Genomic DNA, 14,625 nt, shown 5'->3' on the forward strand with positions numbered 1-14,625 from the left:
ATGTTCCAGGTCTTGGCCGCCCTGGCGGAGTTCATCCGCGAACTGCATGAGGGCCTGGTCCGCCGCCCGGGCGCGCGGCGAACGGCTGAGCCGCCCGCCGGCGATGCCCTTGAGCGGATCGAGCACACCCGCGTTCTGCTCACCCGACTGGAGAACTCGAAACAGGGCGCCTGGTGACATGTCGGTTGGCGTCACCAGGTTCGGTGAAAGCAAGGAGGAAGACGGCCGGGCACGCCATGCTGAACGGTCACGTTCCCCCCGTCAGCCGGCGGAGAGAACGTGCCTCTGCGCCCCTGCCGTGGGGGGCAGCATCTGGACGACGAAGGCAACGAGCACGTCGAACATGATCGGGAGGGCCGGTGCCGTCGCGAACGCCTGCCGCCCTTTGCCTCCTGCGCGCGTGCGCGTAGGCCGGTCCGGAAAGCCCCCGAATAGCGCGGCACCCGAGTCGCTGTAGGTGGAGCAGGCTGCCGGCCGGCCATGGCCGAGCCGCCGGCCCCGGGTCACTTTGTGTGATCCGGGGCCTTGCTGGTGAATGACTTGACGAGTTGTTTGGGTTCATTGCGGTGCGGGAGATCGTCTTCGTGGGCATATCTGATGCTGTCCGGATGCCTATCCAGATAAGGCGCTGGATTTTCGCGTCGATTCACTCATGAATGGAACCGAAACCTCGTGAATACTGAAGTTCGGCAATCGCGGACGCCGCGCCCAAGGCGTATCGCGACGCTAGCTCTGGCCACTGCGGCCGCCGGTGTCATGTTCGTCCTAGGGGGCCAGGGAGTGGCCAGCGCGAGCGCGGCCTCCGCCTCCCACCCGGCCAACGCCGGGTACATCGCAACGGACCCCTTCGACCACGACTGGTTCCACCCGCACCACCACGGGTACTGGCCCTACCATACGATGCACCGCCATAACCACGGGTACTGGCCGTCCCACACGCTCCACCACCACCCCCACGGGTTCTGGCCCTCTCACCTGCTCGGCCACCTTGGTCTGTAGCCCGTGGCGCACGGGTGACGGACGAGAGGACCCGCCCGAGGGTGGGCTCGGTGACGACACCCCGCACCGGCGGGCGAGTGCATCTCTACAACACTGAGATCGGCGATTGAGTCGACATCGTTCTCGCTGCTCGAATAAAGGGTGGACGACAAATGCCGTGTCGGATTACTTCGCCACGGCATTTGTCGGTTCGGCGTCATTCGGGCCGCCGGGCTGACTTTGGCGGCGATCACCTACAACCTGCAACGACGAGGTCGTCCAGGTCCTTGGCGGTGCGGCATAACTCGTGCCGCACCGCCTCCCTACACCGAGGTGCTGACCGCCATCACCGGCCCGCACCATCCGGTTGCCGCGCTGACCTTCGAGCAGTACGCCGCGATCATGGACCGGTGGAACACCGCAGCGGTCACGGCTTGCCAGCCACTCCAGCGGCACTCGCTTCCAGTCCCGGCCGATCTCCTCGGCGCCGCTGGCCAGCCGTCGTTCCTGCCATACGCTGCCGGGCTGGTCTTCAAGCCAGTCCAGTGCTGCGGAAGCCGCCGGTTGACGCGGTGCCGGTGTAGGAACGCCTATCCGCGGCCGACTTCGCGCAGCGCTGTCCTTGGGGAGCTGAGACTGCCGGGGCCTGCGCTGCGGCCCACGTCGGCGCTGCTCATGGAGGTTGAGCGGGTCCGGCGCAAAGCCAGGCCATCTGCGAGTCATGCGGTGAACGCGGTTTAATGCCGCCGCAACCTCGCTGTCAGCGATCAGGTAACAACCCGTGGACACACTGAGGTCATGAGCAATGCACCCAAGGTGATTCACCCACGTTCCGGACACGGCAATCGGCAGGCGCACTCGTGGCGGCGAGAGCTCGTCGAACTCGCCGCACTGTTCCTCGCGGTCGGCCTGGCGCACCTGCTCGCGACACTGCTCGGGCACGCGGATCCGGGCCCCGTCGTACTGGTCGGGCTGGGGGTGGCGTTGATCGTCGGAAGCGCGATCCACAAGCGGATGGGCCGCCGTCCGGCCAGGAGGGCGGCGACCGCGCTCCCGGTCGACGGCGGCGCGGGATCACCCATGGCGTTGTGGCGCATCCGCATGCGGGTGGTGGAACGGCCCGGACAGCTCGCCGCGGTGGCGGGCGCATTCGGCCGCCTGGGATGCAACATACTGACCCTGCACATCGCCCCGACCGGCAGCAGCGCCATCACACCCGCCGGATGCGACGCGCTCGACGAGTTCATCATCGAGGCGCCGCGCGATCTGACGCTCGACACGCTGGCCGGGGCGCTGACCGAGGCGGGCGGGCACGGCGTCGTCATCGTGCCCGCACAGGTCAAGGACCTCACCGACCCAGGCGTCCAGGCGTTCGTGCTGGCGCAACGGGTGGGTGCCGACCCCGACCGGCTGCCCAAGGCGATGGCGGAACTGCTGCGGGCACCGCAGGTCGAGTGGCGGCGACCCGGCGACACCGTGGACGAGGGCGCCGAGCTCAACACCACCATGGTGATCTCCGTGAACCCCGACCGCGCCCTGCTGATCAGACGGCCCGAGCTGCCTTTCACACCGACCGAGGCGGCCAGGGCGGCGGCACTGACCGCCGCGGCCCGCCAGGCCCGCTACACCAGCCCGGCGTGAGACCGCCCGGCACGGATCCGCGTGATCCCTCCCGGTAGCCCTTGGGTGCTCGTCTCGGTGGTGGTCGCGGGCTGTCCATGGTGGCTGCGGCGCTGATCGGGTCGGGGGGTGGGCGCGGGGTTCCGCTCCACTCCCGGGAGCCTGGTCGCGCTGGTCATGATCTTCCTGGCGCTCCCGGTCGTTGCTCAGTGCCCCACTATCTGCTGCGTTATCGAGCCTTCTCCCGGTCCTCGTCCACCCGATCACCCTGAACCGCTGAGCGGGCTTCTTCGCCCGGTCCTTCGCGTCAGCTCTGCGCCTGGTGAGCGGTCGCATGCTGGAGGCGCAGGGTGTCCACTTCCCACGCGGCCTTTCCCGAGACAACGTCGTCAAGGAATGGCCCTGCCATGATGGCGGAGTTTGTCGTAGTCGTTTGCTGAAGACACGGAGGACAGACCGTGCGCATCGCACTCGCGGGCCTCGCCACCAGCCATCCCTATACTGACGCCCGCACCTTGTCCCGCCATGCCGAGCTGATCGTGTGGGAGCAGGATCCCGAGAGGCTGCGGCGGTTCACCGAGGAACATCCGGGGGTGAAGGTGGCGGGCAGCCTGGAGGAGGTGCTGGCGGGCGGCCCCGACGGAGTGGTCCTGACCGTGCCCAACCCGCAGGTCCCGCAGGCGCTGGCCAGGGTGCTGGAGACGGGGGTCGCCTGTTTCGTGAACAAGCCCGCCGCCGCCAGCCGGGCCCAGCTGGAGCGGCTCGACCGGCTGCCGATCCACGATCGGGTGCTGTCGGGGTCGGTGCTGCGGTTCGCGCCGGCCTTCGCGGGCGTGCGGGTGGATCGTGGTGATGTGCTGGCCGTGCGGGCGACCGTACGGCATGACGTGGGGCTCTGGGCGACCGGCTACAACGCCTGGCAGGACACGCCGGGGGAGGGCGGCGGGACGATGGTCACCATGGGCATCCATGGCGTGGAGCTGCTGGTCGCGCTGCTGGGCCCGGACGTGCGGCTGGTGGGCGCCGCAGGGGCGCGGCGGCACTATGCGACGCTGCGATCGGAGGACACCGGGGTGATGGCGCTGCGCTGGGACGACGGGATCACGGGCACGGTCGAGATCCTCGGGGTGTCGGAGTCGGAGTCGTACGCCGTCACGCTGCACAAACGCGACGGCACCGAGACGATCGTGATCGAGAGCGGGGACGACCCGGTCAAGGGGCTCGGGTACGAGGGCACGATCGAGGCGTTCCTCGCGATGGTGGGCGGAGCGCTCAGCCCCGTGCCGTGGCAGGAGACGAGGGCCGTGCTCGACGTGCTGGTCTCCGCGCGCGACAGCTGCTGAGCAAGGGTTTCAGGGGGCCGGCGTCGTTCGCGCCGGCCCCTTCCCCGTTGACAGGCGAAGCTTCGCCCAGTTACGGTCTGGACCGTAAATAACGGACGGAGGAGACCGCGTGCGGACGACAGCGGAACTCGAAGAGCGGCTGGCGCGGCCGAGCGCCGGGCTCGTCGACGATCTGGGCAAGCTCGACGGCGACATCGTGATCCTGGGCGCCGGCGGCAAGCTCGGCCCGAGCCTGGCCCGCCTGGCACGCAACGCCACCGACGACGGCCGGCGGATCATCGCGGTGTCCCGTTTCTCCGAGCCGGACGTGGCCCAGGCGCTCCGGGACGACGGTGTCACGGTGGTCGCCGCCGACCTCTCCGACGAGCGGGCGCTGCGCGACCTGCCGGACGCGCCCAACGTGGTGTTCCTGGTCGGAGCCAAGTTCGGCACGCAGGGCCGCGAGCACGCCACCTGGTTCACCAACACGTACCTGCCCGGCCGCGTCGCCGACCGGTTCGCCGGGAGCAGGATCGCCGCGCTGTCCACCGGGAACGTCTATCCGCTCGTCCCCGTCGCCTCCGGCGGCAGCACCGAGGACTCGCCCACCGGGCCCGTGGGCGACTACGCGATGAGCTGCCTGGGCAGGGAGCGCGTGCTGTCCCACTTCGCGGACAAGAACGGCACGCCCATGTCGCTGATCCGCCTCAACTACGCGGTCGAGATGCGTTACGGCGTGCTCGTGGACCTCGCCCAGAAGGTGCTCGCGGAGGAGCCCATCGACCTGGCGACGGGTCAGGTGAACGTGGTCTGGCAGGGCTACGCCAACGAGGTCACCCTGCGCTCACTGCTGCTCGCCGGCGCGCCGCCGTACGTGCTCAACGTCACGGGCCCCGAGCTGATCTCGGTGCGGCAGGCGGCGCGGGCGCTGGGCGAGGCGCTCGGCAAGGAGCCGGTGTTCACCGGCGAGGAGGCGCCGACGGCGCTGCTGTCGAACGCCTCCCGGTGCCACGCCCTGTTCGGCTACCCCGAGCTGACCCCCGCCGAGCTGATCGAGCACACGGCGCGCTGGGTCGAAGGCGGCGGGCCGCTGCTGGGCAAGCCCACCAAGTTCGAACGCCGCGATGGGCGTTTCTGACCGCACGTGCTCACTTCTCACGCCCGTGCTTACTTCTGACGACAAAGGGGGATCCCACGTGCTCGGCACGGCTAGAGAGGCGCAGACGTCGGTGCGCGACCTGTTCAGACGCGGTCTGGTGATCCCGGCGCACCCGCTGGCCCTGACCGAGGACAGGAAGCTGGACGAGCGCCGCCAGCGCGCGCTGACCCGTTACTACGTCGAAGCCGGCGCGGGCGGGCTGGCGGTGGGCGTGCACACCACGCAGTTCGCCATCCACGGCACCGGCCTGTTCGCGCCCGTGCTCGGGCTGGCCGCGGACACGGCGAAGGAGTTCGACCGCGAGGTGGTGCTGGTGGCCGGCGCGACCGGGCCCACCGAGCAGGCGGTGGCCGAGGCGGAGCTGGCCAGGTCGCTCGGCTACCACATGGTGCTGCTCAGCCCGTACAGGGAGCTCGACGAGGACGGGCTGATCGAACGGGCCGGTGCCGTGGGCGAGGTGCTGCCCGTGATCGGCTTCTACCTGCAGCCCGCGGTGGGCGGGCGGCCGCTCTCACGCGACTTCTGGACGCGGCTGGCGGCCATCGAATCCGTGGTGGGCGTCAAGGTCGCGCCATTCGACCGGTATCGCACCCTCGACGTGCTGCACGGCGTCGTACGGGCGGGCCGGGTCGGTGAGGTGGCGCTCTACACCGGCAACGACGATCACATCCTGGCCGACCTCATCACCTCGCACAAGGTGGTCGTGGACGGGCGGCAGGTGGAGGTGGAGTTCGTCGGCGGGCTGCTCGGCCAGTGGGCGGTCTGGGTCCGGCGGGCGGTGGAGCTGCTGGAGGAGGCCACGCTCGCCCGGTCGGGCGACGACGCGGCCGTGCGCCGGCTGCTCGGGCTCGACGGCCACCTCACCGACGCCAACGCGGCCATCTTCGACTCGGCGAACGGCTTTCACGGCTGCATCCCGGGCATCCACGAGGTGCTGCGCCGTCAGGGGCTGCTGGCGGGCCGCTGGTGCCTCGACCCCGAGGAGGAGCTCTCCCCGGGGCAGCTCGCGGAGATCGACCGCGTCTGGGCCTCCTACCCCTGGCTGCGCGACGACGACTTCGTGGCCCAGGGCCTGGACCGATGGCTCGCCTGAGCTCCACCAGGGCTCGGGCCGGACGGCTCAGAGGGTGAGGCGGTAGAGCGTGAGGGGACGGCCGCTGGATCCGCTGGTCAGGTTGCCCGTGCGCTCGGCCAGCCCGGCCAGCTCCAGCCGGTGCAGCATGCGCCGGGCGGTGCGCTGCTGGACAGCGAGCCGCTCGGCGATCTCCCGGGTGGTCAGCGCCTCGCCGCCGGCCGCGTCGCGGGCCTCCAGCAGCCGCTCCAGGGTCGGCACCGACAGGCCCACGCGGCGCGCGATCAGCGACAGGTTCTGCTCGCCCGAGGGCGCGCTGATCACCGACTCCAGCACGATGTCGGTGTCGGCGCGCAGGGACAGCACGGCGGCCACGTTCCCGATGCGCCTGGCCCTGGCCAGGGCTCGGCGGGCCAGGCTCTCGGCCTCGGCGGCGCTGCGCCCGAGGCCGAAACCCACCCGCGCCACGCTGCTGTGACCGGCCAGCCGCGCCAGCATGGGCAGCCCGGTGAAGCCGCCCGTGGCCTCGTAGAGGGGGCCGCGGGTGGTCACCAGCAGGTGTGTGCCGCCGCGGAAGCTGGCCAGCGTGCCGCCCAGCGCGCCGGCCTCGCGCAGCAGGCCCTCCTCGCTGTCCACCTCCACCAGGCCGAGCGCGATCTGCGCGTCCTCCTGGACCTGGCCCTCGGCGGTCAGCAGGAGCTGGCGCAGCGCCGCGCGTACCGAGTGCTCGGACGGGGCCAGGCGCAGCACCTGCATCTCGTCGCGCAGCGCCTCGTGCACGGAGCTGAGGCAGGTGATCACCGGGTGGTCGGGAGAACGGCGGTGGAAGGCGATGATCTTCTTGGAGGTGGTCTCAGGCCGGTAGCCGAGCATCCGGAGCTGGTCGGTGGGCAGCCCGGCCTCGACGAACGTGGCGGTGACGTCGGCGGGGGAGAGGGTGTCGATGGACAGGCGGGTGATGTCCCGGCCCTCGCGCTGGAGCCGTACCAGGGCGCTGAGCAGCGTCGCCCCGGAGTAGTCGACGAACACCGCCGGGCGGGAGAGCACCTCGGCGCCACGGGCCAGCATGTACGGCACCACGCCGGTGAACAGCCAGCCCTCGGCCGCGCCCGCGTGAGCCTCGACGATGGCCGGCGCCTGCGACTCGTGGTCGTAGTCGAGCCGCAGCGTGCTCACGCCGGGCTGCTCCTCGCAGGTGGCCGCGACGTCGTCGACCAGATCGTGCGGGCCGACGACTCCGATGACGAAACCCACCCGCGCCTCCTTCTCCCTCTTTACGGTCCCGACCGAAAGGTTATCTCGTGACCCTGCACTTTCCCAATATGGCCGAACCCGCGGGCCGCACCCTCGGCGACGAGGAGGTGGCCGCGCTGGAGCGGGTGATCCGTTCCGGCATGCTCAACTCCGTGTGGGGGACCGAGGCGCGGGCGCTCGAACACGAGATCGCGGAGCTGTATGGCTCCCGCCATGCGATCGCGTGCTCCTCCGGCACCGCGGCCCTCCACCTGTCGGTCGTGGCGGCGGCGCCGGATCCCGGTGACGAGATCATCACGACGCCGATCACGGACTTCGGGACCGTGGCCCCCATCTTGGCGCAGAACGCGGTTCCTGTCTTCGCCGACGTGGACCCGTCCGACGGCAATCTCGATCCCGGCGCCGTGGCCGCGCTCATCGGGCCGCGCACCCGCGCGATCATGGTAGTGCACCTGTTCGGCGCGCCGGCCCGAATCGGCGAGCTGCGCCGGCTGGCGGACCTGCACGGCCTCACGCTCATCGAGGACTGCGCGCAGGCGTGGCTGACCGAGCTGCCGGGCGGCCGGTTCGCGGGCACGGCGGGCCACGTCGGCACCCTGAGCCTGCAGCAATGGAAGCACATCACCTGCGGTGACGGCGGGCTGACCATCACCGACGACGACGAGCTGGCCCGGCGGATGCGGCTGTTCACCGACAAGGGGTGGGACCGGGCCGCGGGGCGTTCGCACGAGAGCCCGGGCCTCAACTACCGCATGACCGAACTGCAGGCCGCGGTGGCGCGCGCCCAGCTCGCCAAGCTGCCCGGGGTCGTCGCGTCCAGGCGCCGCACCGCCGCCGAGCTCATCGAGGTCCTGCGCCCGCTGGAGGGACCGGCACTGCGACTGCCCAGGGCGGACGGGCACGCGTGGTGGCTGTTCCCGCTCGTCCTGCCCGGCGGCGACGCGCCCGAGCTGGCCGCGCACCTGAGCGCGGCCGGGATTCCGGCACGGGCCGGTTACCTGAAGGAGCCGCTCAACCGGGCCCCGCTGTGGGGCAGGCCCGTGTACGGCTCCTCCCGCTACCCCCTGGAGCACTACGACCCCGCCCCCTGCCCCGAGGCCGAGCGGATGGTCTCCAGCACGCTCCTGATCATCGACTGGAACGAGCACTACACGTCGGAGCACGTCAAGATCATCGCTGACGCCGTCGCGAGCCGTCCCGAAAGGGCGTCATCAAGGGATTGACCACTTCAGCGCTGATCGCTAGGTTTCGGTCAGGACCGGTATTCAGGAAAGGAAAGCCGCCGATGAGGAACATAGCGGCAACCGGCATCGCGGTCGCCCTCAGCGTCGTGGTGGCCGGATGCGGATCCGGTGGCTCGGGCTCGGACAAGAGCGCGGTGACCCTGTGGATGTATCCCGTGATCTCGGACCAGGCCAAGAACCAGGCCTTCTGGGACAAGGTCGAGAAGGACTTCGAGGCCAAGAACCCCACCATCGACGTCACCATCGACCAGCAGCCCTGGGACGGCCGTCAGGAGAAGGTCACCACCGCGCTGGCCTCCAGGAAGGGCTTCGACCTCGTCGTGCTCGGCCCGGACCAGATCCCCCAGTACGCCGAGCAGGGCACGCTGGAGGCCGTGGACGACGTGATCGCGGCCGACAAGAGCGCCTACCTGCCCAACGCGCTCACCGCGCTGACCGTGAACGGCAGGCTCTACGGCGTGCCGATCTACCAGACGATCACGGCCCCCATCTACAACAAGAAGCTCTTCGCCGACGCGGGCGTCACCAAGGTGCCCGAGACGCTGGCCGAGCTGAAGGAGGCCGCGCCCAAGCTGGCCGCCAACAAGATCGCGATCCTCGACTACCCCGGCAAGCCCGAGGTCTCGCTCAACCAGAGCTTCTACCCCATCCTGTGGGCCAACGAGGGCTCCGTGTTCTCGCCCGACGGCAAGAGCGTGGTGGTCAACAACCAGCAGGGCATCGACAGCCTGCAGTTCATCCTCGACCTGAAGGCGGTCGGCGGCCTGCCGGAGAACGCCGCCAGCAAGAGCAACGACATCGAGGGCGGCGCCCTCGCCGCCGGCAAGACCGCGATGTACCACGCGGCCACGGCGCTCAACGCCGACCAGCTCGGCGCCGCCATCGGCGCGGAGAACGTCGGCATCGGCCTGCCCTTGGAAGGGACCAAGCGGGTCGCGTTCGGCATCCCCGGCGGCCTCGTCCTCGCCAAGCACTCCGAGAACAAGGACGCCGCCAAGAAGCTCGCGGGCTACATCGCCTCACCCGAGGTGGCCGCGACGCTGGCCAAGGAGTCCGGCTTCTTCTCCCCGCGCACCGACGTGACGATCCCCGGCCAGTCGGAGGCGTCCAAGGAGTTCGCCAAGTCCCTGCAGTACGCCTTCCCCGGCGACACCCACCCCAAGGCCCGCCAGGTCATGGCGATGATCTCGGCCCACATCCAGGCGGCGCTGATCGGCAAGGAGGACGCCAAGACGGCCCTCGACGCCGCCGCCAAGGAGGGCAACGAACTGCTGGCCAGCGGCGGCTGACCCGACCCGGGCCGCCAACCGGCAGGCCCGTACTCTCGAAAGGTGTGAACCCCGGTGCGCCATCGCCTGCGTGATCCGGTCACGGGACTGCTGTTCGTGCTCCCGATGCTCGTCCTGTTCCTGATCTTCAAGATCTTCCCCACGCTCGGCGCGGCGGGGATGAGCCTGACGAACTGGAACATCGGCGGCGAGTGGAGCTTCATCGGCGCGGACAACTACACGCGGCTCGTGAACGACCCGAACTTCTGGTCCAGCCTGCGGGCCACGCTGGTGTACACCGTCATCTACGTGCCGCTCGTCATGGCCGTCTCCCTCGGCACCGCCCTGCTGCTCAACTCGATCGTCTTCATGCGGGGGCTGTTCCGCGGCATGCTGTTCCTGCCGTACGTGACCAGCTTCGTGTTCGCCGGCATCATCTGGCGCTGGATCTTCGAGTTCGACGGCCTGGTCAACGGGGTGCTGGCCAAGCTGGACCTCGGTCCCGTCGGCTTCATGGAGCGGGCGGAGCTGGTGCTGCCCGCCCTGGCCGTCGTCTCCTGCTGGAAGGGCTTCGGCTACTCCATGCTGATCCTGCTGGCGGGGCTGAAGGCCATCCCCGGCTCGTACCTGGAGGCGGCCAAGGTCGACGGGGCCGGCCCCTGGCAGCGCTTCCGCGGCATCACGCTGCCCCTGCTCAAGCCCGCCCTGTTCTTCGTGCTGGTGATCGAGACGATCGCCTCGTTCCAGGTCTTCGACACGATCTACGTGATGACCGGCGGCGGGCCCGCCAAGGCCAGCTACACCCTCATCTACGGCATCTTCGAACGGGGCTTCAGGTTCTGGGAGTTCGGCTACGCGGCCACCTGGGGGATGGTGCTGTTCGCCATCGTGCTGGTCGTCTCGCTGATCCAGCGCCGCTTCATCGGCAAGGAGAACACATGACGATGACGGCTGCGCGCCCCGCCACCGCCCAGGCCAGGCCGGCCGCCAGGCCGCGCCGCCACGGCCGGAGGTGGCCGCTCTACACGCTGCTCGCGGTCATGTCGCTGCTGACGCTCGGCCCGTTCATCGCAATGGTCATCGTGGCGCTGTCGCCCAGGAACGCGCCGACCGTGCCCGCGCAGTGGCCGGACTCGCTCACCCTCGACAACCTCACGCAGGTCCTGGGCGCCTCCGGGTTCGCCGAGTGGACGCTGAACTCGCTGGTCTACTCGGGCGTCTCCGTGGTGATCATCCTGCTCACCGCGTCGATGGCCGGCTACGCGTTCGCCAAGAAGCGCTTCCCCGGGCGCGACACCATGTTGTGGACGTTCCTGGCCACCATGATGGTGCCGTTCCAGGCCACCCTCATCCCGCTGTACGTGCTCGTCTCCGACTTCGACGGCGCCGACACGTTCTGGGGGCTGATCGTGCCGACGCTGGCCAACTCCCAGGCCGTCTTCCTGATGCGCCAGTTCATCATGGGGCTGCCCGACGAGCTGTTCGACGCGGCCAAGGTGGACGGGGCCTCGGAGCTGCGCGTCTACTGGACGATCGTGGTGCCGCTGACCAAGCCGATCCTGGCCACGCTGGGCGTGTTCGTCTTCCTGTGGCACTGGAACGACTTCCTGTGGCCGCTGGTGATCTCCCAGAGCGACGCCACGCGGACGCTGACCGTCGGGCTGACGGTGCTGAAGACCGAGGAGGCGCAGTGGTCGATGCTGATGTCGTCCGCGGCGATCTCGGCGGTGCCGTGCCTGCTGGTCTTCTTCCTGCTGCAGCGTTACCTGGTCAACAGCATCGCGATGACCGGACTGAAGTGACCTGCCGCCCGCGCCGGAGCTGAAGGGCCTACGCTTGTCGCCCGGAATGTCCGGTGAGGGGAGCGACGATGAGCACGCCGATCGATCCGCGGGCCGCCGGGTTGCGCGACCGCCTGCGCGGCGGGCTGGTCGCCGCCGCGCTGACGCCCATGACACGGGCGGGGGAGGTGGATCTCGACGTCGCGCAGGCGTACTTCCGGCGGCTGACCGCCTCGGGCGCCGACGCCCTGGCCGTCCTCGCCCACACCGGCCGCGGCCCCTTCCTCGGCCCGCGGGTACGCGCCGGCGTGATCACCCGCGCCCTTCGCACCGGCGTCCCGGTCATCGTCGGCGTCGGCGGCTCCTCTCGTGGGCAGGACGCGGTCGCGGACGCGCGGATGGCGGCCGAGCTGGGGGCCGACGGGGTGCTGGTGTTCCCTGAGCCGGGGGATCGGGTGGCGTTGCACGAGGCGGTGTGGGAGGCCACGGGCCTGCCGATGATCGCGTTCGACCTGTACACGAACCCGTGCCCGCCCGATACCCTGCGCGGGATTCTGGGCGTCCCCGGCGTCGCCGGCCTGAAGACGGCGTTGTTGTCGGACGCGATGGGCTGTCAGGAGACGATCGCCCTCACCCGCGAGGCCGGCCGGCTGGCGATCACCGGTGAGGACCGCATGTTCGCCCCCACACTCCTGTGGGGCGCCCAGGCGGCGCTGGTGGGCATCGCGGCGGCGTCGGTGGAGACGACGGCGGCCGTGATGCGCGCGTTCGAGGGGGACGACCTGCGGGGTTTCGAGAAGGCGTCCGCGCGGCTCGACCGGCTGGCGGCGGCCACGTTCACGGCTCCCATGGAGGGCTACGTGCAGCGCATGTCCTGGCTGGCCGCGGAGGAAGGGCTGATCCCCGGGGAGTACGCGTACGACCCGTACGGACCCGCCCTTCCCGACGGCGAACGCGCCAGGGTGCTGGCGGCCGCCTCGTAGCCGGTCAGATGGCGATGCGGATGAGGTTGCGCGCCCTGAGCGCGTAGAGGGCGTCGTGCGACGGGTCGATGTTGATCCGGGAGCCGCCGCCGAACCAGTCGCTCGCCAGCCCGTCCACGAGCGTGACCGACGTGAGGCGCGACAGGTCGATCTTGTAGACGGCGTTCTCGTCGCTGGTGTACCCGTACTTCCCCGCCAGCACGAGGTCGCCGCCCCGGTCGCACACCTTCAGCGTGCGGGTGACCTTCCGCCGGCGCAGGTCGTACTCGAACAGGACGCCCTTGTCGGTGATCCCGTACAGGGCGGAGCCGGTGTGCTTCAGGCTCGTGACGGCCTGCGCGCCGGCCACCGGCTCGATCTCCCAGAGCACCTCGCGGGAACGCAGGTCGAACGCCGCCAGCCTGGCCGTCGGGGTGACGGGCGGCGCGCCGAGCCCCTCCTGCGTGCTGGTGCCCATGTAGACGGTGCCCCCCTGGGCGGTCAGCGAGAAGACGGTCTGGCGCTCGACGATCGGGCGGTAGTTGTCGAGCCTGCCCGTCCTGGGGTCGTACACGTCGAGCGAGCCGTTCTGGTGTCCCGGCTCCGGCTGGGTGGACATGACGATCAGCCCGGTCGCCTTGTCGTGCACGAGGTCCTTCGGCCGGTCCTGGTTCTGGCCGGTGCGGAAGAGCAGCCTGGCCTCGGGGTCGCCGGCGCGGTGGGAATAGAGCGCGGCCTGGGTGTAGACGCCGAGGTAGGTGGTGTCCTTGACGGTCATGATGGTCTTGGGCTCGCCGGCGATGCCCAGCCTGGTGACCTGACCGGTGGCCAGGTCGTGGATGTCGCAGCCGCCCTTGCCGCCGACGTAGACGTGCTCGCCGTCGCAGTGCACGGACATGGGCTCCTCGGGCGCGGCGCGGAAGCCCTTCTGGACATGGCTGACGTAATCGGTGGTGCCGGTGGCGGGGTCGTAGACGAAGATGCCCGGGTCCTGGACGCCGTAGATGAGGCCGCCGTGCTCCAGGATGCGGCAGGTGGCCGCCTCCGGGTAGGGCACGCCGAGGACCTCGTACGTGCCGGTCGCGATCTCGTAGCGGTAGAAGGTGCCCGAGGGGCGGCCGGCGAAGTAGACCCAGCCGTCGTGGATGAGCACCGAGACGACGTACTTCTCGCCGGGGGCGGTGGCCTTGACGACCTTGTACGCGGCCGGGTTCGCCTTCTCCACCACGAGCAGCTCGGCCAGCGAGTTCATGCCGCCGGCGATGTGCGTGCCGCTGATCGCCATGCTGGACACCCAGTCACGGTCGGCCACCTCGGCGGGCAGCAGCTCGCGCTTCTCGCCGGTCCGCCGGTCGATGGCGATGAGGTGGGCGTTGGTGCCGACGCCGGCGTAGACGTGGGTGGCGTCGGCCTCGATGCTGCGCACGTACGCCTCGCCGGGCGCGGGCTGGCCCAGGTCGCGGCTGGTGCCGGTGGCGGGGTCGTACTCGATGACGCGTCCCGGTTCGGAGGTGCCCATGTAGACCTTGCCGTCGGGCGAGGCGGCCATGGTCCAGATGTAGTTGTCGGTGTACTGGGCCAGCAGGGTGGTGGCGCCGGTGAGCGTGTCGATCTTGTAGAGGTCGGAGCGTGAGTGGGTGCCGGCGTAGACGTCGGTGCCGACCTTGCACATCGCCCAGATGCCCACGCCGGTGGGGATGTCGAAGTGGGCGGTGACCTTGTCCTGGTTCAGGTCCCACGCGCCCACGACGTTGGGCGACAGGCCGCGCGAGCCCAGGTAGAGCACGTCGCCCACGAACTCGGCGTTGCCCAGCGGGGCGGCGACGCTGGCCGGGCCCAGGTCGGTGATCGTGCCTTCCGGATCACGGGGGGCGGCCAGTGCGGGAGCGGCGGGGAGGGTGAACGCGGCGGCGGAGGCGGCTGCGGCTTGGAGAAAACGACGGCGAGGGATCATTCGCTGCTCAC

At 70.2% G+C, this 14,625-nt stretch carries 12 protein-coding genes; 10 read left to right on the plus strand and 2 right to left on the minus strand.

Going from position 1 to position 14,625, the window contains the following annotated elements; all coding sequences use genetic code 11:
- The 5 genes from BLS95_RS56345 to BLS95_RS46000 all read left to right on the plus strand — a co-directional run bounded on the left by BLS95_RS56345 (position 1) and on the right by BLS95_RS46000 (position 6,172).
- On the plus strand, positions 1-177 hold the full coding sequence (locus BLS95_RS56345; protein WP_176993743.1) for a hypothetical protein: 177 nt from the start codon (positions 1-3) through the stop codon (positions 175-177).
- Between the two features lie 1,599 nt (positions 178-1,776).
- Positions 1,777-2,619: an ACT domain-containing protein gene (locus tag BLS95_RS45985; RefSeq protein ID WP_143044178.1), complete on the plus strand. Its 843-nt coding sequence runs from the start codon at positions 1,777-1,779 to the stop codon at positions 2,617-2,619.
- A 437-nt stretch (positions 2,620-3,056) separates the two neighbouring features.
- On the plus strand, positions 3,057-3,941 hold the full coding sequence (locus tag BLS95_RS45990) for a Gfo/Idh/MocA family protein (RefSeq protein ID WP_090945939.1): 885 nt from the start codon (positions 3,057-3,059) through the stop codon (positions 3,939-3,941).
- 109 nt (positions 3,942-4,050) lie between these two features.
- Positions 4,051-5,058, plus strand: a complete 1,008-nt coding sequence (locus BLS95_RS45995; RefSeq protein ID WP_090945940.1) for an NAD-dependent epimerase/dehydratase family protein — start codon at positions 4,051-4,053, stop codon at positions 5,056-5,058.
- 58 nt (positions 5,059-5,116) lie between these two features.
- Positions 5,117-6,172, plus strand: coding sequence for a dihydrodipicolinate synthase family protein (locus BLS95_RS46000; RefSeq protein WP_245765691.1), 1,056 nt, complete (start codon positions 5,117-5,119; stop codon positions 6,170-6,172).
- 27 nt (positions 6,173-6,199) lie between these two features.
- On the opposite strand, the gene BLS95_RS46005 is transcribed toward BLS95_RS46000, so the two are convergent.
- Complete coding sequence (locus tag BLS95_RS46005) at positions 6,200-7,405, minus strand: helix-turn-helix domain-containing protein (RefSeq protein WP_245765692.1); 1,206 nt, start codon at positions 7,403-7,405, stop codon at positions 6,200-6,202.
- Positions 7,406-7,452: 47 nt separating this feature from the next.
- Here BLS95_RS46005 and BLS95_RS46010 point away from each other — a divergent pair, with 47 nt between their 5' ends.
- The 5 genes from BLS95_RS46010 (at position 7,453) to BLS95_RS46030 (ending at position 12,681) form a co-directional block, all read left to right on the plus strand.
- Complete coding sequence (locus tag BLS95_RS46010) at positions 7,453-8,628, plus strand: DegT/DnrJ/EryC1/StrS family aminotransferase (RefSeq protein WP_218136313.1); 1,176 nt, start codon at positions 7,453-7,455, stop codon at positions 8,626-8,628.
- A 62-nt stretch (positions 8,629-8,690) separates the two neighbouring features.
- Positions 8,691-9,938: an ABC transporter substrate-binding protein gene (locus BLS95_RS46015; RefSeq protein ID WP_090945942.1), complete on the plus strand. Its 1,248-nt coding sequence runs from the start codon at positions 8,691-8,693 to the stop codon at positions 9,936-9,938.
- A gap of 54 nt (positions 9,939-9,992) precedes the next feature.
- Positions 9,993-10,859 (plus strand): carbohydrate ABC transporter permease, encoded by an 867-nt coding sequence (locus BLS95_RS46020; RefSeq protein WP_090945943.1) that lies wholly within the window; start codon positions 9,993-9,995, stop codon positions 10,857-10,859.
- The gene (locus BLS95_RS46025; protein WP_090945944.1) at positions 10,856-11,719 is read left to right on the plus strand and encodes a carbohydrate ABC transporter permease; all 864 of its coding nucleotides are present in this window, start codon (positions 10,856-10,858) and stop codon (positions 11,717-11,719) included. Before BLS95_RS46020 ends, BLS95_RS46025 begins: the two co-directional genes overlap by 4 nt.
- Before the next feature lie 68 nt (positions 11,720-11,787).
- Entirely contained in the window at positions 11,788-12,681 is an 894-nt protein-coding gene (locus tag BLS95_RS46030; RefSeq protein WP_090945945.1) for a dihydrodipicolinate synthase family protein, read from the plus strand.
- A 4-nt stretch (positions 12,682-12,685) separates the two neighbouring features.
- Here BLS95_RS46030 and BLS95_RS46035 read toward each other — a convergent pair whose 3' ends face one another.
- Positions 12,686-14,614, minus strand: a complete 1,929-nt coding sequence (locus BLS95_RS46035) for a PQQ-binding-like beta-propeller repeat protein (RefSeq protein ID WP_090945946.1) — start codon at positions 14,612-14,614, stop codon at positions 12,686-12,688.
- Positions 14,615-14,625: the final 11 nt, after the last annotated feature.

The organism is Nonomuraea jiangxiensis (assembly GCF_900099965.1).
Classification (GTDB): Bacteria; Actinomycetota; Actinomycetes; order Streptosporangiales; family Streptosporangiaceae; genus Nonomuraea; species Nonomuraea jiangxiensis.